Annotated in this window: 13 protein-coding genes; 8 read left to right on the top strand and 5 right to left on the bottom strand. The window is 72.8% G+C overall.

From position 1 onward, the window contains the following. The first annotated feature begins 59 nt into the window (after positions 1-59). Positions 60-3,875, top strand: coding sequence for a thiol reductant ABC exporter subunit CydD (cydD, locus tag AB0C36_RS00605; protein ID WP_358347070.1), 3,816 nt, complete (start codon positions 60-62; stop codon positions 3,873-3,875). A 97-nt stretch (positions 3,876-3,972) separates the two neighbouring features. After that, positions 3,973-5,706, top strand: coding sequence for a sensor histidine kinase (locus tag AB0C36_RS00600; protein WP_358347067.1), 1,734 nt, complete (start codon positions 3,973-3,975; stop codon positions 5,704-5,706). 17 nt (positions 5,707-5,723) lie between these two features. On the opposite strand, the gene AB0C36_RS00595 is transcribed toward AB0C36_RS00600, so the two are convergent. Then, positions 5,724-6,383 (bottom strand): response regulator, encoded by a 660-nt coding sequence (locus AB0C36_RS00595; protein WP_358347065.1) that lies wholly within the window; start codon positions 6,381-6,383, stop codon positions 5,724-5,726. Between the two features lie 324 nt (positions 6,384-6,707). On the opposite strand from AB0C36_RS00595, the gene pdhA reads away from it, so the two are divergent. From pdhA to AB0C36_RS00580, 3 genes are read left to right on the top strand one after another with little or no spacing between them, the layout of a single operon-like run. Next, on the top strand, positions 6,708-7,970 hold the full coding sequence (gene pdhA / locus AB0C36_RS00590; protein WP_358347062.1) for a pyruvate dehydrogenase (acetyl-transferring) E1 component subunit alpha: 1,263 nt from the start codon (positions 6,708-6,710) through the stop codon (positions 7,968-7,970). A gap of 32 nt (positions 7,971-8,002) precedes the next feature. Next, on the top strand, positions 8,003-8,971 hold the full coding sequence (locus AB0C36_RS00585) for an alpha-ketoacid dehydrogenase subunit beta (RefSeq protein ID WP_435838954.1): 969 nt from the start codon (positions 8,003-8,005) through the stop codon (positions 8,969-8,971). Positions 8,972-8,993: 22 nt separating this feature from the next. Continuing rightward, positions 8,994-10,439, top strand: coding sequence for a dihydrolipoamide acetyltransferase family protein (locus tag AB0C36_RS00580; RefSeq protein WP_358347058.1), 1,446 nt, complete (start codon positions 8,994-8,996; stop codon positions 10,437-10,439). 123 nt (positions 10,440-10,562) lie between these two features. Here AB0C36_RS00580 and AB0C36_RS00575 read toward each other — a convergent pair whose 3' ends face one another. Further along, a complete protein-coding gene (locus AB0C36_RS00575; RefSeq protein WP_358347057.1) occupies positions 10,563-11,381 on the bottom strand; it encodes a maleylpyruvate isomerase family mycothiol-dependent enzyme in 819 nt (272 codons plus the stop codon). Between the two features lie 188 nt (positions 11,382-11,569). Between AB0C36_RS00575 and AB0C36_RS00570 the strand changes: the two genes are divergently transcribed. Continuing rightward, complete coding sequence (locus AB0C36_RS00570) at positions 11,570-12,346, top strand: carbon-nitrogen family hydrolase (protein ID WP_435838949.1); 777 nt, start codon at positions 11,570-11,572, stop codon at positions 12,344-12,346. A 302-nt stretch (positions 12,347-12,648) separates the two neighbouring features. After that, on the top strand, positions 12,649-14,535 hold the full coding sequence (locus AB0C36_RS00565; RefSeq protein ID WP_358347054.1) for an NHL domain-containing thioredoxin family protein: 1,887 nt from the start codon (positions 12,649-12,651) through the stop codon (positions 14,533-14,535). 870 nt (positions 14,536-15,405) lie between these two features. Here the strand turns inward: AB0C36_RS00565 and AB0C36_RS00560 are convergent. Then, entirely contained in the window at positions 15,406-16,707 is a 1,302-nt protein-coding gene (locus tag AB0C36_RS00560; RefSeq protein ID WP_358347052.1) for a M18 family aminopeptidase, read from the bottom strand. Between the two features lie 213 nt (positions 16,708-16,920). On the opposite strand from AB0C36_RS00560, the gene AB0C36_RS00555 reads away from it, so the two are divergent. Next, the gene (locus AB0C36_RS00555) at positions 16,921-17,736 is read left to right on the top strand and encodes an SDR family oxidoreductase (protein WP_358347049.1); all 816 of its coding nucleotides are present in this window, start codon (positions 16,921-16,923) and stop codon (positions 17,734-17,736) included. A 51-nt stretch (positions 17,737-17,787) separates the two neighbouring features. Here AB0C36_RS00555 and AB0C36_RS00550 read toward each other — a convergent pair whose 3' ends face one another. Both AB0C36_RS00550 and AB0C36_RS00545 read right to left on the bottom strand, forming a co-directional pair. Continuing rightward, positions 17,788-18,957 (bottom strand): hypothetical protein, encoded by a 1,170-nt coding sequence (locus tag AB0C36_RS00550; RefSeq protein ID WP_358347047.1) that lies wholly within the window; start codon positions 18,955-18,957, stop codon positions 17,788-17,790. A gap of 135 nt (positions 18,958-19,092) precedes the next feature. Further along, positions 19,093-20,925, bottom strand: coding sequence for an acyl-CoA dehydrogenase (locus AB0C36_RS00545; RefSeq protein WP_358347044.1), 1,833 nt, complete (start codon positions 20,923-20,925; stop codon positions 19,093-19,095). Between the last annotated feature and the right edge of the window lie 53 nt (positions 20,926-20,978).

The raw sequence follows: 20,978 nt of genomic DNA, 5'->3' as shown, positions 1-20,978 counted from the left end.
GAACACACCACGAGCAATCGGACCGCCGCGACGGAGCGGTCCGGACGACGGAAGAGACGATGAAGCCCGTAGACCCGCGCCTGCTGCGCCACGCCCGAGCCACCCGGGGGTTCCTCGCCCTCACGGTCGTCCTCGGGGTGGTGGGCGCGGCTCTCGTCATCGTGCAGGCGGGGCTGCTCGCGACGCTCATCGTGGGCGCGTTCGAGGACGGCAAGGGCGTCGCGGAGCTGCGTACGCCGCTGATCGCACTCGCGCTGGTCGCGGCCGGGCGGGCACTGGCGGCCTGGCTCACCGAGGTCGCCGCGCACCGCACGTCGGCCGCGGTCAAGTCGCAGTTGCGCGGCAAGCTGCTCGCGCACGTGATGCGGCTGGGCCCGGCCTGGCTGACCGGCGCCCGGACCGGCGAACTGACCACGCTGGCGACGCGCGGCATCGACGCGCTCGACGGCTACTTCGCCCGCTACCTGCCGCAGCTCGTGCTCGCCGTCGTCGTCCCGGTCGCGGTCGTCGCGCGGATCGTGACCGGCGACTGGATCTCGGCCGCCACGATCGTGGTCACGCTGCCGCTGATCCCGCTGTTCATGGCGCTGATCGGGATGGCGACGCAGAAGTACATGGACCGGCAGTGGGACGTACTCGCGCGCCTGGCCGGGCACTTCCTCGACGTCGTGGCGGGGCTGCCGACGCTCAAGGTCTTCGGGCGCGCGAAGGCGCAGGCCACGTCGATCCGCAAGATCACCGACGACTACCGCAAGGCGACGCTCAAGACGCTGCGGGTGGCGTTCCTGTCGTCGTTCGCGCTGGAACTGCTCGCGACGATCTCGGTCGCGCTGGTCGCGGTGGGGGTCGGGCTGCGGCTGGTCGACGGGGAGATGGACCTGCACACGGCGCTGGTCGTGCTGATCCTGGCGCCGGAGGCGTACCTGCCGCTGCGCCAGGTGGGTGCCGAGTACCACGCGAGTGTGGAGGGACTGACGGCGGCGGAACGGGTGTTCGCGATCGTCGAGACGCCGGTGCCGGGAGCCGGGGCGGACGGGGCGGCGGCGACCGACGTCGCCTCGGCCGGGGCCGACGCGGCCGCCTCGGCCGGGCTCCGGACGCCCGGGCGGGACGCGGTGGTGCGGATCGAGGACCTGACCGTACGCAGACCCGACCGGACCGAACCGTCGGTCGCGGGCGCCTCGTTCGTGCTGCGGCCCGGCGAGACGACCGCGCTGGTCGGGCCGAGCGGGGTCGGCAAGTCCACGGTTCTGGCCGCGCTGCTGGGTTTTGTGGCGCCGGACTCGGGACGGATCACCGTCGACGGGATCGACCTGGCGGACCTGGACGCGGACGCGTGGCGGTCCCGGATCGCGTGGGTGCCGCAACGGCCGTACCTGTTCGCGGGGACCATCGCGGAGAACCTGCGGATGGCGGCGCCGGACGCGGACGACGCGGCGCTGCGCGAGGCCCTGCGAGCGGCGCACGCCGAGGAGTTCGTCGCGGTGGCGGGCGGCCTGGACACCGAGCTGGGCGAGGACGGGGCTGGGCTGTCCGCCGGTCAGCGGCAGCGGCTGGCACTGGCCCGGGCGTTCCTCGCCGACCGGCCGGTGCTGCTGCTGGACGAGCCGACCGCGAACCTGGACGGGGAGAGCGAGGCGGCGGTCGTCGACGCGGTACGGCGGCTCGCGTACGGGCGGACCGTGCTGCTGGTGGCGCATCGTCCGGCCCTGCTGGCGGTGGCGGACCACGTGGTGCGCCTGGAGAGTGCCGCGGTCGGATCATCCGACAACCGAAACGCGCCCCCACTCCGGGGGTCTAAGGGAGTGGCCGCCGAAACGCACGGCCGTCGTCCACAGATCGAGGCTGTGGTCGGATCATCCGACAAGGGCAACGCGCCCCCACTCCGGGGGTCTACCGGAGTTCGCGCCGAAAGCGCCGCCGCGGATCCCCAGGTGTCTGCCGATGATCGGACCGACGCGCCGTCGTCCACAGGCCGCAAGGACGACGGCCTCGACGACGCAAGCCCCCTCGACGACGATGGGCTCGACGACGCAAGCCTCAACGACGAAGGGCTCGACGACGGCGGCCTCGCCCACGTGGGCCGCCTGGGGAGTGCCCGCACGTCGACGTTCCGCCGCCTTCTCGCCCTCGCCCGTCCCGTCCGCTCCCGCCTCGCGCTGGCCGTCCTGCTCGGCGCGGTCGCCCTCGGCAGCTCGGTCGGCCTGATGGCGACCTCCGCGTGGCTGATCTCCCGCGCGTCGCAGCACCCGCCCGTCCTCACGCTGATGGTCGCGGTCACGTCCGTCCGCGCGTTCGGCATCTCCCGCGCGGTCTTCCGCTACGCCGAGCGCCTCGTCTCCCACGACGCCGCCTTCCGCATCCTGGCCCGGCTCCGCGTGACCGTGTACGAGCGACTCGAACGCCTCGCCCCCGCCGGCCTGCCCGCCTTCCGCCGCGGCGACCTGCTCTCCCGCCTCGTCGCCGACGTCGACGCCGTGCAGGACTTCTTCCTCCGCGCGCTGCTCCCCGCCGCGGTGGCCGTCGTCGTCGGGGTCGCCGCCGTCGGGGTGACCGGCGCCTTCCTCCCCGAGGCCGGCGCCGTGCTCGCCGCCGGACTCCTGACCGCGGGCGTCGTCGTCCCGTGGACCGCCGCCCGCGTGGCCCGCCGCGCCGAGCGCCGCATCGCCGCCGTGCGCGGTGACCTGTCCACCGGCGTCACCGAACTCCTGCGCGGCGCCCCCGAACTGATCGCGGCGGGCGCCGCCCCGGCCCGGCTCGCCGCACTCGGCGGCACCGACGATCGGCTGCGCCGTACCGAGGCCCGCCAGGCCCAGGGCGCCGGCCTCGGCGCCGGCCTCGCCGCGCTCGCCACCGGCGCGACGGTGTGGGGCTGCACGGTCGTCGGCGTCGCGGCCGTCGCCGCGGGGCGCCTGGACGGCGTGCTGCTCGCGCTCGTCGTCCTCACACCGCTCGCCGCTTTCGAGGCGACCGCCGTGCTGCCGTCGGCCGGACGCCACCTGGAATCCTCCCGCCGCGCCGCAGCCAGGGTCTTCGAGGTCGTCGACGCCCCCGAACCGGTGCACGAACCCGCGCACCCCGTGCCGCTCCCGCCCGCCCCGCACAGCCTGCACGTACGCGGGCTGACCGCGCGCTGGACGCCGGAAGGGCCGGCCGCGCTCGACGCCGTCGACCTCGACCTCGCTCCCGGCCGCCGCGTCGCGGTCGTGGGCCCGAGCGGGTCCGGCAAGACGACCTTCGCCAACGTGCTGCTGCGCTTCCTCGACCCCGAGGGCGGCGACGTACGCCTGACCGCGTCGACCGGCCCGCGTCCCGAGTCCGCCGCCCTGACCGACCTGGAAGGCGACGCCGTACGCCGGGCGGTCGGCCTGTGCGCGCAGGACGCCCACATCTTCGACAGCTCCGTACGCGAGAACCTGCGCCTGGCCAGGCCCGGTTGCGACGACGCCGCGATCCGCGACGCCCTCGCCCGCGCCCGGCTGCTCGACTGGGTGGACAGCCTGCCGCGCGGCCTGGACACGATGGTCGGGGAGCACGGCGCGCGCATGTCGGGCGGCCAGCGCCGGCGGCTCGCGCTCGCGCGCGTGCTGCTGGCCGACTTCGACATCGTCGTCCTCGACGAACCGGCCGAACACCTGGATCTCGCGACCGCCGACGCGCTCACCGCCGACCTGCTGGCCGCGACCGAGGACCGCACGACCGTGCTCATCACGCACCGGCTCGCCGGTCTGGAGCACGTCGACGAGATCGTGGTGCTCGACGCGGGCCGGGTCGTGCAACGCGGGACGTGGGCCGAGCTCACCGAAACCGAGGGCCCGTTCCGTGTCCTGCGCGAGCGCGAGGCCGCGACGGAGTCCGTCCTGCGTCCCGCCTGACCCGGCGCGCAGCCGCGCGGTCGTGTCCTGAGCGGTCCCGCTCCGCCACCCCGCTCATATGCTCTCAATATCCATCAAAGACACTTAATCTCTGACCATGGTGGACACTCCCGACCCCGGGTTCGGTGCCGCGCCCCCCGAGGGCTCGCGGCTCCCGGAACTGGCCGCGCTCGGGCTCGACGACCTGGTGGCCGAGGTGGTCGAGCGCCTGCAGAGCGCCGCCGCCACCGGCGACCGCCTGCAAGGGCTCCTGGAAGCGGTCGTGTCCGTCGGCGCCGACCTCGACCTGCACGCGACGCTGCACCGCATCGTCGCGGAGGCCGTGGAACTCGTCGACGCCAAGTACGGCGCCATCGGCGTACTCGGACCCGAGGGAGCCGCCCGCGGGCTCATCGACTTCATCCACGTCGGGCTCGACGACGCCACCGCCGCCGAGATCGGGGACCTCCCACACGGGCGCGGCATCCTCGGGCTGCTCATCGACCATCCCGAGCCGCTCCGCCTCGACGACCTGACCCGGCACCCGGCGTCGTACGGCTTCCCGCCCCGGCACCCCCCGATGCACTCGTTCCTGGGCGTGCCGATCCGCCTGCGCGACGAGGTGTTCGGCAATCTCTACCTCACCGAGAAACGCGGCCGGTCCGGCTTCAGCGCCGAGGACAAGCAGGTCGTACGCGCCCTCGCCGCGGCCGCCGGCGTCGCGATCGGGAACGCCCGCCTCTACCAGCAGGCCCGCGAGCGCGAGGAGTGGATCCAGGGGTCCGTCGACATCACCACCACGCTGCTGGGCACCGAGGACCCCGACGAGGCGCTGCAGGTCGTCGCGCGCCGCGCGCGGGCCCTCGCGTCCGCGGACTTCTCGGCGATATACCTGCCGCAGCCCGACGGTTCGTATCTCGTGGAGATCACCGACGGGGACGACGTCTCCGCGCTGGCCGGCACCGTCGTGCCCGGGGGATCGCCGCTCGCCCGGGTGATCGACGCGGGGGAGAGCGTGTTCATCGCGGACATGAGCACGGATCCGCGTGTCATGTTGGAGCAGTCGCGCGCGTTCGGCCCCGGTCTGTTCGTACCGCTCGCGGCCGGCGACCGCGTGCTCGGTGCGCTCGAACTCGACCGCAGCATCGGCGCGGTGCCGTTCACCAGTACCGAACAGGCGATGTTCCAGGCGTTCGCGGGGCAGGCGGCCGTCGCCCTCATGCTCGCCGGCGCGCAGCGCGACCGCTCGCGGCTGGCGGTCTACCAGGACCGCGACCGCATCGCGCGCGACCTCCACGACCTCGTGGTCCAGCGGCTGTTCGCGACCGGCATGATGCTCCAGGGCGCCGCCCGCCTTGCGAAGGTGCCGGAGGTGATCCGCCGCGTCGACCAGGCCGTCGACGAGTTGGACGCGACCATCCGCGAGGTGCGCAGCACCATCTTCGCGCTGCAGCAGGGCCCGGAGGACGCCGGTCCGGGCGTCCGCGCCCGCGTGCTGCGCGAGGCCTCGTCCGCGAGCGGCGCGCTCGGCTTCGAGCCCGCGGTGACCTTCGTGGGCCCGGTCGACTCGCGCATCCCCGACGACGTCGCCGAGAACCTCCTCGCCGCGCTGCGCGAATCGCTGTCCAACGCCTCGCGGCACGCCAAGGCGTCGCGCGTCGAGGTGTCGCTCGTCGTCGAGGACGAAGCGGTGCTGGCCGTCACGGACGACGGCGTCGGCATCCCCGAGACGGGCCGCCGCAGCGGGCTCGCGAACCTGCGCGCACGGGCCGAGTCGCTGGGCGGCTCCGCGGAGTTCGGCCCGGGGCCGGACGGTACGGGCACCACCGTCACCTGGCGCGCGCCCGTCTGACGCCTCGGCCCGGGCGGCTACGGGTGGTGGTTCTCGGCCTTGCTGCGTGCCACGTACGCCGCCGCCTGGGTGCGCCGCTCCATGCCGAGCTTCGCCAGCAGGCTGGACACGTAGTTCTTCACCGTCTTCTCGGCCAGGTGCAGTTCCCCGCCGATCTGCCGGTTCGTCATGCCCTCGCCGATCAGGTCGAGGATCTTGCGCTCCTGCTCGCTGAGCGAGGCGAGGCGGTCGTCCTGCCGTCCGCCGCCGCGCAGGCGTTCCAGCACGCGCGCGGTGGCCACCGGGTCGAGCAGGGACTTGCCGGACGCGACGTCGCGGACCGCGCCGACCAGGTCCGAGCCGCGGATGTCCTTGAGGACGTACCCGGCGGCGCCGGCCATGATCGCGTCGAACAGCGCCTCGTCGTCGGAGAACGAGGTGAGCATCAGGCAGCGCACGTCCGGCATCGAGGCGCGGATCTCGCGGCACACCTCGACGCCGCTGCCGTCCGGCAGGCGTACGTCCAGCACCGCGACCTGCGGGCGCGTCGCCGGGATGCGGACGAGTGCCTCGGCGGCGGTGCCGGCCTCGCCCACGACCTCGATGTCCGCTTCCAGTGACAGCAGCTCGAACACGCCGCGGCGTACGACTTCATGGTCGTCGAGGAGAAACACCCGAATGGTTACAACATCAGTCATTTGTACAGATTCGCACGGGTTGGTGCGTTCGGCCGGTACCGGCCCTCCGGAAAGCCCCGGAACAGGGCTCTGAACAGGGTGATCGGCCTCGCGCGCGGGGTTCGGGCGGGGCTCGGGAGGGGGTTGTTGTGGGCGTCCGACAAAGCGGATCGGAGTTCTCCGGGTGGTTGCCGCTATCTGCCGCGCTGACCGCCGGGTAACGTTCCCGGTGTGCGGTCCTCGGCAGTTCCGGGGCCGCATGCCTGTGCGCAGGTGCCAACCCGGATTTACCCGGGAATTCCTAGGACATCCTAGGAATGTAAAGCCACCGTGTCGTGGCCCGGTATGTCGCGCACACCCCGCGCGGTAACCGGACCCGGCAAGCCGGATTCGGTCCACGGCGATCCCGCGGGCCGGACAGACCGAGGAGAGAACGTGGCAGTGGACCATGTGGGAGGGCCCGGGACGGGCGCAGTCCTCCCCGATCCGGCAGGGCCGGGTATGGACACGGGTCAGACGCCGGGGCTGGTGCAGCTGCTCACCCCCGAGGGTGAGCGGGTGGAGCACCCCGACTGGTCGATCGACCTCACCGACGACGAATACCGCGGGCTCTACCGCGACCTCGTCCTCGTCCGCCGCTTCGACGCCGAGGCCACCGCGCTGCAGCGGCAGGGCGAGCTGGGCCTGTGGGCCTCGCTGCTCGGCCAGGAGGCGGCCCAGGTGGGCTCCGGGCGGGCGCTGGGGGAGCGGGACTACGCGTTCCCGACGTACCGCGAGCACGGCGTGGCCTGGTGCCGCGGCGTGGACCCGCTCAACCTGCTGGGCATGTTCCGCGGGGTGAACCACGGCGGGTGGGATCCCAACAGCAATAACTTCCACCTGTACACGATCGTGATCGGCTCGCAGGCATTGCACGCGGTCGGATATGCCATGGGCATGCAGCGCTCCGGCGGCGACGCGGCGGTCATCGCGTATTTCGGCGACGGCGCCTCCAGCCAGGGAGACGTGAACGAGGCGTTCACCTTCGCCGCGGTCTTCAATGCCCCGGTCGTGTTCTTCTGCCAGAACAACCAATGGGCCATTTCCGAGCCGACCGAGCGCCAGATGCGCGTGCCGCTGTATCAGCGCGCCGCCGGATTCGGATTCCCCGGCGTACGCGTCGACGGAAACGACGTGCTGGCCTGCCTCGCCGTCACGCGCGGCGCGCTGGAGCGGGCCCGGCGCGGCGAAGGACCGATGCTGATCGAGGCGTTCACCTACCGGATGGGCGCGCACACCACGTCGGACGATCCCACCCGCTACCGGCTCGCCGCCGAGCTGGAGGCGTGGAAGCTCAAGGACCCGATCGAGCGACTCAAGGCGTTCCTGCACAAGAACGGCCTCGCCGACGCGGACTTCTTCGCCGACCTGGAGCGGGAGAGCGACGAACTGGCCAAGCGCGTGCGGCAGGGCGTGCGCACGATGCCGGACCCGCAGCCGACGCTGATGTTCGAGCACGCGTACGCCGAACCCCACCCGCTGGTCGACGAGGAGCGGGCCGAGTTCACCGCGTACCACGCGTCGTTCGCCGAGCAGGGCGACGACCGGAACCAGGAGGGCGGGCACTGATGGCCGGGCAGTCGGGCGGCAAGCCCGCCCAGATGACGATGGCGCAGGCCATCAACGCGGGCCTGCGGCGGGCCCTGGAGGACGACCCCAAGACCCTGGTCATGGGCGAGGACGTCGGAAAGCTCGGCGGCGTCTTCCGGGTCACCGACGGCCTCCAGAAGGACTTCGGCGAGGACCGCGTCGTCGACACGCCGCTGGCCGAGTCGGGCATCCTCGGCACCGCGATCGGGCTCGCGCTGGCCGGCTACCGGCCGGTCGCGGAGATCCAGTTCGACGGCTTCGTGTACCCGGCGTACGACCAGATCGTGTCGCAGCTCGCCAAGATGCACGCGCGGGCGCTCGGGCACGTCAAGGTGCCGGTCGTGGTGCGCATCCCGTACGGCGGCGGCATCGGTGCCGTCGAGCACCACAGCGAGTCCCCCGAGGCGTACTTCGCGCACACCGCCGGTCTGCGCGTGGTCTCGCCGTCCAACCCGGTCGACGCGTACTGGATGATCCAGCAGTCCATCCGCTCCGACGACCCGGTCGTGTTCTTCGAACCCAAGCGCCGCTACTGGGCCAAGGCCGAGGTCGACACGGCCGCGACGCCCGACCCCCTGCACTCCGCACGTGTCGTGCGGTCCGGGCGGGACTGCACGCTGGTCGCCTACGGCCCGATGGTGCAGACGTGCCTGGACGCCGCGGCGGCGGCCGCCGCGGACGACGGCCGCGACCTCGAGGTGATCGACCTGCGCTCGCTCTCGCCGGTCGACTTCGCGGCGGTCGAGGACTCGGTGCGGCGCACCGGGCGCCTGGTCGTCGTGCACGAGGCGCCGACGTTCCTCGGGATGGGCTCGGAGATCGCCGCGCGCGTGACCGAGCGCTGCTTCTACCACCTCCAGGCCCCCGTCCTGCGGGTAGGCGGGTACCACTCGCCGTATCCGCCGTCGCGGATCGAGGAGGAGTACCTGCCGGACCTCGACCGCGTGCTCGACGCGGTCGACCGTTCGCTGGCCTGGTGACGCAGTGGTGAGGAGCAACGTTATGGCGCAGCGCAGGCAGTTCGTGATGCCCGACGTCGGCGAGGGCCTTCTCGAGGCGGACATCGTCGCGTGGCAGGTGGCGGTGGGCGACACCGTCACGGACGGGCAGGTGATCGTCGAGGTGGAGACCGCCAAGGCGGTGGTGGAGCTCCCGTGCCCCTTCGACGGCGTGGTGACCGAACTGCTGGCCTCCGAGGGGGACACGGTTCCGGTCGGTACGCCGATCATCACGGTCGAGCTGGCGGGTGCCGCGGACGGCGCGGGGCCGGCGGACGGGCCGGGAAGCGGCGAGGCCGCGGGTGACACCGACGGGAGCGACACCGCCGGGAGTGACGCGTCCGGGGCCGACGCGAACGGCGGCGACGCCGCGAACCCGGGCGCGGGGCGCGAGGCGGTGCTCGTCGGCTACGGCGTACGCACCGCGAGCGCGCACCGCCGCCCCCGCAACAAGCCCTCGGGCCCGGCGCCGGCCCGCCCGGCCGCACCGCCGACCCGGCCCGCCGCCGCACCGGCAGCGGCGCCCGCGGCACCGGCACCCGCCGCACTCGGGTCCGCGCCGTTCCACGCGCAGGGATCCGCACCGGGCAGCGTGCTCGTGCTCGCCAAGCCCCCGGTCCGCAAGCTGGCCCGGGACCTCGGCGTGGACCTCGGCTCGCTGGTGCCGAGCGGCCCCGGCGGCGTCGTGACGCGCGAGGACGTGCACGCGGCGGCGGAGGGGACCGGCGCGTCGGCACCGGCCGCGGCCGGCGGCGAGCGGCGCGTACCGGTCAAGGGCGTGCGCAAGGCGACCGCGCAGGCGATGGTGGCCAGCGCGTTCACCGCCCCGCACGTCACCGAGTGGGTGCAGGTCGACGTCACACGCAGCGTCAAGCTGGTCGGAAAGCTGCGCGAACTGCCCGAGTTCGCCGACGTCAAGGTGTCCCCGCTGCTGCTGGTGGCCAAGGCGCTGCTCGGCGCGGTGCGGCGCAACCCCGATGTGAACGCGTCGTGGGACGAGGAGAACCAGGAGATCGTCCTCAAGGACCACGTCAACCTGGGCATCGCGGCGGCCACTCCGCGCGGTCTGCTGGTGCCGAACGTCAAGGACGCGGGCGGGCTTTCGCTCGTCGGCCTGGCCCGGGCGCTGGGCGAGCTGACCGCGACCGCACGGGCGGGCAAGACGCAGCCGGCGGATCTGTCGGGCGGCACGGTCACGATCACCAACATCGGGGTGTTCGGCATCGACGGCGGTACGCCGATCCTCAACCCCGGGGAGGCCGCGATCCTCGCGGTGGGCGCGATCCGCCCGATGCCCTGGGTGCACAAGGGCAAGGTGAAGCCGCGTCAGGTCACCACCCTGGCCCTGTCGTTCGACCACCGCCTGGTGGACGGCGAGCTGGGATCCAAGGTGCTCGCGGACACCGCCGCGGCGCTGGAGCGGCCCGAGCGGCTGATCGCCTGGAGCTGATCCGGCACGGGTCGGGAACGCAACACGGAAGGGGCGGGCCGCACATGAGCGGCCCGCCCCTTCCGGCCTGTCAGCGCCGGTGCCACGGCCTCGGCCTTGGCGCGACCGCGGGGTGGCCGGGCGCTACAGCGTGACCGCGATCTCCGCCAGCACCCGTTCGGCCGCGACGCGGTCGCCCTCGATCTTCAGGTCGGCGGTGGCCGGCCGGATCCGTCCGCACATCAGGCGCGCGAACGTCTCCCAGTCGGTGGACAGCGTCACCAGGGGGGCCAGCGCGACCTGTTCGCCGATCCCCGCCTGCCCGTTCGGCCCGACGGTGACCGTGCGCATGAACTCCAGCTGCCCGTGCACGTCGAATGCCACCGTGTGTCCGGGGGCTATGCGCGCGTCCTCGGCGACCACGCGCGGGAGCTGGGCGAGCAGGAAGTCGCGCGACACCTGCGCGGCGGGCGAGTCGAGGTTGCCGGGACGGCCGGTCGCGCGGCGTACGTCCTGCTCGTGCGCCCACACGTCGAACGTCCGCGAGCGCAGCAGGTGCTTGTACGGCGTACTGCGGCCCATCATGCCGCGCACCTCGGTCTCGGGCGCGCAGTCGCTGTCCCGCAGCATCCGCAGACGGCGGCCGATCACCCACGTCAGCTCGCCGGTCATCTCCGCGGCGGTGTGGCAGCGCCGCACGTCCACGGGTATCTCGCAGTAGCGGCTGAATTCGTCGTCCGGGCGCACGTGCGCGAGATCGCTCGGCAGGTTGTGGATCGGGCGCGGATCGCCCAGCAGTTCCAGTTCGACGCCGATGACGTGCGAGACGACGTCGCGGATCGACCAGCCCGGGCACTCCGTCGCGCGGTTCCACTGCCCTTCTGTCAGTCCGGCGCAGACGTCGGAGAGCGACCGTACGGACTGTTCCCACGCGTCGACGAGATACTGGAGTTCATTGCTCACGGCGAACCTCTGGGTGTCGGGACGCCCCGTCGCGGCCCGTCTGCGACCGGGCGTTCATGCAGGCACGTTACGCTGCGCGGAAGCCCGGGGCAGCCGGTTCGCGCGAAGCGGCCCGCGCTTGCGGGGATGTTCGGCAGGGGTTCCGGCGACGGGACCGGTTCAACGGTCAGCGGGATGTGGTGGTCTGCGTGCGCGTGTCCCTGATTCAGCTCGATGTCGATCTGTCCGTGCCGAAGGCCGACCGCCTCGCCGAGACGCTGCGCTTGGTGCGCGAACGTGCGGACGACCACCTCGTCGTGCTGCCCGAGCTGTGGCTGCCCGGCGGCTGGGACTACGCCCGCTGGGACGAGGACGCCGAGACCCTGGACGGCCCGACCGCGCAAGCGCTCGCCGAGGCCGCGCGCGACGCGGGTGTGTGGCTGCACGGGGGCAGCATCGTCGAGCGCGGCGACGACGGCGCGCACTACAACACGTCGCTGGTGTTCGGCCCGGACGGCGCGTTGCGCGCGACGTACCGCAAGATCCACCGGTTCGGCTTCGACAGCGGCGAGGCCGCGCTCATGGGACCGGGCGCCGACCTCGTGACGCTCGCCACGCCGTTCGGCACCCTCGGCCTGGCCACCTGCTACGACCTGCGCTTCCCCGAGATGTTCCGGCTGCTCCTCGACCGCGGCGCCGAGGTCCTGGTCGTCCCGGCCGCGTGGCCCGCCCGCCGCGTCGAGCACTGGCGCCTGCTGGCCCGCGCGCGGGCGGTCGAGAACCAGGTCTTCGTGCTCGCCTGCAACACCGCGGGCTCCCAGGCCGGCCTGGCCCAGGGCGGGCACAGTGTGGTCGTCGACCCGTGGGGGGAGATCGTGGCCGAGGCCGGGCCGGAGGGCCGTGTGCTGACCGCCGAGATCGACACCGCCCTGGTCGCCAAGACCCGCGCGGACTTCCCGGTGCTCAAGGACCGCCGGGTCGGCTGATCCGTCGTACGGCGCCGCGCGCCGCGTACCGCCGGCGCGTCGGCGGGTCCGCGGAAGGGCGGTCGGGCGGGCTGTCCGTGAGGAACTGCTGCGCCAGATCCTCGGCTTCTCCGGCGTCCCCCATGAGGAAGTAGGCGGTGCCCACCAGGGCCTTGCGCCGGGATGCCACAACGCCCGGAAGTTCGCCTCGTCTTCTGCTCTCAGCCCGTCCACCCCCCTCGTCAGGATCAGACGCGCGCGGCACCCGGAATCTAGGTCCGTCCTGCGCCGATAACCGGTGCGCAGGTGTTTGACTGGAGATCATGAGCAGCACGCCGCGCCGCGTACGTGTCCGCGCCCCCGAGCTCGCGGGAGCCGGCGGGTGGATCAACACCGGGGGCTCGGCCCCCACCCTCGCCGGACTGCGCGGCAAGATCGTTCTGCTCGACTTCTGGACCTTCTGCTGCATCAACTGCCTGCACGTCCTCGACGAGCTCCGCGAGCTGGAGGAGAAGTACCGCGACGTGCTGGTGGTCATCGGCGTGCACTCGCCGAAGTTCGCCCACGAGGCGGACCACGGCGCGGTGCTCGCCGCCGTCGAGCGCCACGAGGTGCGCCACGCGGTCCTGGACGACCCCGAAATGGCGACGTGGCGGCAGTACGCCGTGCGGGCGTGGCCCACGCTCGTGGTGATCGACCCCGAGGGGTACGTCGTCGCCCAGCTCGCCGGTGAAGGCCACGGCCACGCGATCGACGCCCTCGTCGCCGAACTGGTGGGCGAGCACGAGGACAAGCGCACGCTGCACCGCGGGGACGGACCGTACGTCCCCGCCGAACCGCCGCGCACCGACCTGCGGTTCCCCGGCAAGGTGCTGCGGCTGCCGTCCGGCACCCTCCTGGTGTCCGACTCGGGCCACCACTCTCTCGTGGAGCTCGCCGACGACGGGGTCACCGTGCTGCGCCGCATCGGCAACGGCCATCGCGGGCTGACGGACGGCGGACCGCGGCACGCGTCGCTCGCCGAGCCGCAGGGGCTCGCGCTGCTGCCCGCCGAGGTCGCCGCACACGTCGGGTACGACGTGGTGGTGGCGGACACCGCGAACCACGCGCTGCGGGGGGTCTCGTTGGCGACCGGGACCGTGCGTACCGTCGCCGGCACCGGGCGGCAGTGGTGGCAGGGCGGCCGGACCTCGGGGGCGGCACGCGAAGTGGACCTGTCGAGCCCGTGGGACGTCGCGTGGTTCGGCGGCCGCGTCGTCGTCGCGATGGCGGGCGTGCACCAGCTGTGGGAGTTCGACCCGGTAGGCGAGTCGGTCGACGTGCTGGCCGGGACCACCAACGAGGGCCTGGAGGACGGCGCCGTCGAGAGCGCGTGGTTCGCCCAGCCCTCCGGCCTGGCGATCTCGCCGGACGGGCACACGCTCTGGATCGCCGACTCCGAGACGTCCGCGCTCCGCGAGCTGACCGACGGCCGGATCGCCACCGCCGTCGGCGAGGGGCTGTTCGACTTCGGGCTGCGCGACGGACCGGCCGACCGGGCGCTGTTGCAGCACCCGCTGGGTGTCACGGTGCTGCCGGACGGGTCGGTCGCGGTCTCCGACACGTACAACAACGCGCTGCGCCGGTACGACCCGGCCGCCCGCGAGGTCACCACCCTCGCCACCGGCCTGCGCGAACCGTCCGACGCCGTCGTGGTCGCCGACGACGACGGCGTCTACCTCATGGTCGTCGAGTCGGCGGGCCACCGGGTGACCCGCATCCGCGTGCCGGACGAGGCCCTTTCGGTGCCCGAGCAGGCGCACCACACGGCGCGTCCGCCGGTCGAGATCGCCCCGGGCAGCCTGCGCCTCGCCGTCGTGTTCGACGTGCCGCCCGGTCAGAAGCTGGACGACCGCCAGGGCCCCGCGACGCGGCTCCTGGTGGACGCCAGCCCGCCGGGCCTCCTGCTCGCGGGCGAGGGACCGGGTACGGAGCTGGCCCGTACGCTGCTGCTCGACGACTCCGTCACCGAAGGCGTCCTGCACGTCTCCGCGATGGCCGCGTCCTGCGACGCGCTCGGCCCCGACGGCAAGCCCGTCGAGTACCCCGCATGCCACATCCACCAGCAGGACTGGGGCATCCCGGTACGCCAGACCCCGGACGGCGCCCCCGAACTCCAGCTCTCCCTGGCCACCATCACCCCGCCCGACACCGAACCCTCCACCGACTGACCCGCCCGCCCTCGCGTCCGGCGCACCGCAAGTCCCCCAGCCCTACTGCCCAGTGGCCCCGATCCGCAGCCCGCGGTGCACGCCGGAATCCGCGGTCTGCTGCGAAGCGTCGGGCCTTGCCGGCTCGTGGTGCGGTTCGAATGCCGCAGAACCGGCCGGCCCACTCCGCGACGTCATAGCCGCCTCCACCCGCGGATCTCCGTGCTCTGTGGCCTCGGTGCCGGATTGGCGCCACGGCACACCGGCGATCCAGATCCGGGGATCGGGGAGGTTGTGGGGGAGCGGCACCGCGTCCAATTCCTCTTCACCCACGCGCCCGGTCGCTCCCGAGGGGTGTCGCCACATCCCGCAGTGCCGCCTTGGGCCTTCGGGGTCTCGCAGGATCACGGCCAAGTCCTCGCGCGCCCGGTCCCGGTTGCGGCCAACCACTGATGCTCCGCGCACCACCCGGCTTCGAGCGACAGGGCAATGTTTTGGGTGGCGGCGTCCTTGAAATCCATCGCGACCTCGGCGATGTGAGGTCGCGCCGCCGTCCCTCCCCGGCATGGGCACCCATGCGCGCGCCGCCCGCGCGTCTGAAACACGGAGTGCGCGGCCTCGTGGAGGGCTGTCGAATCGGCCTGCGCGGAACGCGGCAGACGTGAGAGCCCGGTTCCGCTTTCTCGGCGTGCCAGACCGGCACCGGTGGTCGGCGAGGTGCGCGGACGGCCCGGTGGACGGCGGTGGCTTGGAAGGCGTCAGAGGGCGAGAGACGCCTCGGGTCCTGCCTGTACCTGTGCCTGGCGAACGGCGGCTGCCGGCGGCGCGCCAGGGTCGCGTGGACCGTGCCGCACCGCCGGATTTCCCGCGCGTGAGCCTGCTTGGACCGGCTCAGCTCTCCAGGAACGCGTTCATCGCGGACGCGAGAAGGTACGGGTCCGAGGCGCCGCACAGCTCGCGTGCCGAGTGCATGGAGAGCATCGCGATGCCGACGTCCACCGTTTCGACGCCGAGGCGCGTGGCGGTGATCGGGCCGATCGTCGAGCCGCACGGGATCGAGTTGCGGCTCACGAACGCCTGCCATGGAACTCCCGCGCGGTCGCAGGCCGCCGCCCAGACCGCGCGGCCGGTGGCGTCGGTGGCGTACCGCTGGTTCGCGTTGACCTTGAGGATCGGTCCGCCGTTGGGGACGGGGTGGTGGTCGGGGTCGTGCCGCTCGGCGTAGTTCGGGTGCACGGCGTGGCCGACGTCGCTCGACAGGCACAGCGTGTCGGCGAACGCGCGGGCCTGGTCGTCCCAGCCCTCCGACCCGATGATGCGCCGCAGCGTGTTCTCCAGGAGGGGGCCGCCCGCCCCGGTGGTCGAGGCGCTGCCGACCTCCTCGTGGTCGAACGCCGCGAGCACCGGGATGTGCGCGAGATCGCCGGACCCCGCCGCGGCGAGCAGCGCCGCGAGGCCCGCGTGCACCGAGACCAGGTTGTCGAGGCGTGGCGCGGCGAGGAGTTCGCGGTCGCGGCCCAGGTACGCGGGCGGCTGCACGTCGTGGACCATCAGGTCCCACCCGGCCACGTCGCCCGCCGCGACGCCGGCCTCCTTGGCGACGTACTCGATCAGTTCGCCCTCGACGACCGGCCCGAGGCCCCACACGGGCGTCATGTGGACCTGCTTGTCGAGGCTCATACCCTCGTTGACCGAGCGGTCGAGGTGGATCGCGAGCTGCGGTACGCGCAGCAGCGGGCGGTCCACGAACACCAGGTGCTCGCTGCCGTCCTTGAGCGCGAGGCGGCCGGAGAGGCCGAGGTCGCGGTCGAGCCAGGTGTTCTGCAGGGTGCCGCCGTACAGCTCGACCGCCACCTGCCGCCAGCCGGCGCGGCCGGTGTCGGGGCGCGGCTTGACCCGCAGGTTGGGGGAGTCGGTGTGGCCGCCGACGACGCGGAAGCCGGTCGGGCCGGAGACGCCCTCGGGGACGAACCACGCGATGAGCGCGCCGCCGCGCAGGACGTAGCGGCCGCCGGGGCCGCCCTCCCAGCGGTCGGTCTCGGCGAGGCGGCGGAATCCGAGCGCCTCGAGCCGCTCGGCCGCGTTGGCGACCGCGTGGTACGGCGACGGGCTCGCCGCGATGTACCCGATCAGGTCGTCGGTGTGCGCCCGGTCGAACCGGTGGCCGAGAGGCTGTCCGTGCGGGGAAGTCATGGTGCTCCTGTTGCGCGGCGCGAGGCCGCGGTTGTCGTCCTGGGGCCGTCCTGCGGGGCGTCCGGGAGGTCGTCTGTGGCTCGCAGCCGAGGGTACGCCGGGCCGCGCCCGCACGCGTCCGGCGGCGCCGCCGAAAGAATTGCTTAGCGCCCACTACATATGTGCTACGTTTCTTTCTGGTCCGAGCACTACATAAATCTTGGGGAGACCGTCATGAGCACCACCGCCACCACCGCCACCCACGCCGCCGCCGATGCCGCCGCCGCACCCGCGCTGCGTGGCAAGACCGCCCTCGTGACCGGCGGCAGCCGCGGCATCGGCCGCGCGATCTCCCAGCGCCTGGGCCGGGACGGCGCCCTGGTCGCCGTGCACTACGGCAGCGACGAACGCGCCGCGAAGGAGACCGTGAGCGCCGTCACCGAGGCCGGCGGTCGCGCCTTCCCGGTCGCCGCGCGCCTCGGCGAACCGGGCGACGTCGACCGCTTGTTCGAGGGGCTGGCCGAAGGCCTGCGCGAGTACGGGGAGTCGGGCCTCGACATCGTCGTCAACAACGCCGGCATCGGCCTGTCCAAGACCATCGAGCACGTCGAACCGGCGGAGTTCGACCAGGTGTTCGCGGTCAACGCCAAGGCGCCGTTCTTCATCGTGCAGCGCGCCCTCCCGCTGCTGCGCGACGGCGGCCGGATCGTCAACGTGTCGTCGGGAGTGACGCGCATCGCGTTTCCGGAGGCCATCGCCTATGCCGCGACCAAGGGCGCGCTCGACGTCTTCACGCTCGCCCTCGCCAAGCAACTCGGAGCGCGCGGCATCACGGTCAACGGCGTGGCGCCCGGGGTCGTCGACACCGACATCAACGCGGAATGGCTGCGCGACAACGCCGAGGCCCAGGCGTACTGGTCGGGCCGGGCCGCACTCGGCCGCGTCGGCCGGCCGGACGACATCGCCGACACCGTCGCGTTCCTCGCCTCCGACGCGGCCCGCTGGGTCACCGGCCACCTGCTGGACGCCACCGGCGGCTCCGACCTCTGACCCGCCTGCGAGGCGACCCGGTACCGGGCGCTCGCCGTGCCCTGAGCGGCGTCAGCGGCGCGGCGAGCGCTCGACCACGTTGCCCTCGGCGTCGGCCCGCAGGGAGGCGCCGCCGTACGAGTCGCCGACCGTCACGATGATCTCCAGCTCGCCCGTATCGGGCGCGCGGTGGAACGACATGTGCCACGTCTCGGGCGTGAGGCCGAGTGCGGCCTTGGCCTCGACGACCAGGAACAGCATCCGGTCGTACGGCAGGGCCCGCAGGTCGATCAGCGGCTCGTCGGGCCGCCGCGTCCCGTGCGGACCCGTCGCCTCCACCTTGCCGTCGCGGAACCGGAACGAGTCGACGAGGCCCGGGTCCGCGGGCTTGGGCGCGGCCACGCTCATGAAGTCCTCGTCGATGCTGAGCTCGGTCGCCTTGTCCGTGCCCATCAGGGCGATCAACTGCTCGGCCGCGCCGCGCATCTGCCCCGGCATCAGCATGACGTCGCCGGTGATCCGGACCGTGCTCGACGTGGTGGACGTGGTGGTCGACGTCACGTTGGGGGAGCCTGACGTGCCGTCGTCGTCGAACAGGTCGCCGCGGAACGCGAACACCACCGCGGCCGCCCCCAGCAGCAGCCCGACCAGCATGAGCAGGCAGAACCCGCACCCCTCGGTCGGCATGGTGGCGAGTGTGGACGCGGGGGCCGAGTCCACCACCTCCTCCCGGGCCCGGCGCGCCCACGCGGCGTCCGGCTCGGTGACGATCTGGACCTTCCACAGCTGGTCCGGCCGGTACTCGACCACCACGATCCCGGCCGGCTTGTAGTCCGGGATGTCGACGAGGTTGATGGACTGGGTGAACTTGGCGCGGTACGCGGACGCATCGTCCGGTGCCACGGTCAGCACGAACTCGACCGGGATGTCCCCGGACTCGGACGACAGGGCGCGGCGGCTCTCGATCCGGGCCAGCGCGCGCCGCGGTCCGGGGCGCGCCGGTGCCGAGCGCCGACGTACCGCCTTGGGTATCGCCAGGAGCAGGATGTTCGCCGCGATGAGCCCCGCGCCGGCACCCAGCAGGTTCATCCGGTCGGTCACCGGCCCCACGACGAAGCACGCGAGGGCCGCGCCGACCAGCCCACCCGACAGGAACCCGCGCAGCAGCGCCGCCGCCCCGGGTCCGCCCGTCCGGTCCGCCACCCCTGCCCCACCCGCAGCACCCGCCGAGCTGGTCGTCATAGGGGCGATTGTGGCCTGCCCCGGTGACCCCCGTACGGCCGGGAGGCGAAAAGGCGGTCCCCCGTACCCGGGACGGAAAGGGTACGGGGGGCCGCCTGCTGACAAACCGTCAGACGCGAACCGCGAAAACGCGGATCAGAACGCCTCCTCCGGCAGTTCCATCAGCGAGTTGTCGGTCTCCTCGGCCATCACGCGCTGCGGCGTGAGCAGCGGCAGCACGTTGCGCGCGAAGTGCTTCGCCGCCGCGACCTTGCCCTGGTAGAAGGCCTTGTCGCGGGCGTTCGCACCGTCGAGCTTGGCGAGCGCCACCGACGCCTGGCGCAGCAGCAGCCACGCGACGACCAGGTCGCCGGACGCCATGAGCAGGCGGGTGGTGTTCTGCCCCACCTTGTAGATCGAGGTGACCTCCTGCTCGGACGCCATCAGCTGGGTGATCAGCGTGCCGACGATGCCCTGCACGTCCTCGGCCGCGCGGGCGAGCAGCGCCCGCTCGCCGGCCAGCGTGTCGCCGCCCGCCTCGGAGGCGATGAACTCCTGGATCTCGCCGGCCACCTGGGTCAGCGCCTGGCCCTGGTCGCGGACGATCTTCCGGAAGAAGTAGTCCTGGCCCTGGATCGCGGTGGTGCCCTCGTAGAGGGTGTCGATCTTGGAGTCCCGGATGTACTGCTCGATCGGGTACTCCTGGAGGAAGCCCGAGCCGCCGAAGATCTGCAGCGACTGGGCCAGCTGCTCGTACGACTTCTCCGAGCCGTAGCCCTTGACGATCGGCAGGAGCAGGTCGTTGACCCGCTCGGCCTGCTCGTCGCGGCCGCCCTCGGCCTCGGCCCGCGCGATGCGGTCCTGCCACGTGGCGGTGTAGAGGACCAGGGCGCGCATGCCTTCGGCGTACGCCTTCTGGGTCATGAGCGAGCGGCGCACGTCCGGGTGGTGCGTGATGGTCACGCGCGGCGCGGCCTTGTCGGTCATCTTCGCCAGGTCGGAGCCCTGGACGCGCTCCTTGGCGTACTCGAGCGCGTTGAGGTAGCCGGTGGAGAGGGTCGCGATGGCCTTCGTGCCGACCATCATGCGCGCGTACTCGATGATCTTGAACATCTGCGCGATGCCGTTGTGCACCTCGCCGACCAGCCAGCCGACGGCCGGGGTGTTCGCGTTGCCGCCGAAGGTGACCTCGCAGGTCGTGGAGACCTTGAGGCCCATCTTGTGCTCGACGTTGGTGACGAAGGCGCCGTTGCGCTCGCCCAGCGCGCCGGTGTCCCAGTCGAAGTGGAACTTGGGCACGACGAACAGCGAGAGGCCCTTGGTGCCGGGGCCGGCGCCCTCGGGGCGGGCCAGCACCAGGTGGATGATGTTCTCGGAGAGGTCGTGTTCACCCGATGTGATGAAGCGCTTGACGCCCTCGATGTGCCACGTGCCGTCGTCCTGCTTGACGGCCTTGGTACGCCCGGCGCCGACGTCGGAGCCCGCGTCGGGCTCGGTGAGCACCATGGTGGAGCCCCACTGGCCCTCGACCATGCGGGCGGCGACCTTCTTCTGGTCGTCGGTGCCGAGGACGTGCAGGACGTGCGCGAAGTCGGGGCCCGCGGCGTACATCCACAGGGCCGGGTTGGCGCCCAGCACCAGTTCGGCGACGGCCCAGCGCAGCGAGAGCGGGCACGTGGTGCCGCCCATCTCCTCGGGCAGCGCGAGGCGCCACCACTCGGAGTCCATGTAGGCCTTGTAGCTCTTCTTGAACGACTCGGGCAGCGTGGCGGTGTGCGTCGTGGGGTCGAAGACCGGGGGGTTGCGGTCGGCGTCCGCGAAGGAGTCGGCGAGCTCGCCCACGGCCAGGCGCTCGACCTCGGTGAGGATCGAGCGCGCGGTGTCGGCGTCCATCTCGGCGAACGGGCCACTGCCGTAGACCTGCTCGCGGCCGAACACCTCGAAGAGGTTGAACTCGAGGTCGCGGAGATTCGACTTGTAGTGACCCATGGTGTGGCTCCGCCTGTTCGTTTCCGGCTGGCTGTACTGACTGGTAACCCAAT

The organism is Streptodolium elevatio (assembly GCF_040649515.1).
Classification (GTDB): Bacteria; Actinomycetota; Actinomycetes; order Streptomycetales; family Streptomycetaceae; genus Yinghuangia; species Yinghuangia elevatio.
The sequence above is the reverse complement of the archived record's forward strand: the minus strand, read 5'-3'. Positions and strand labels throughout refer to the sequence as shown.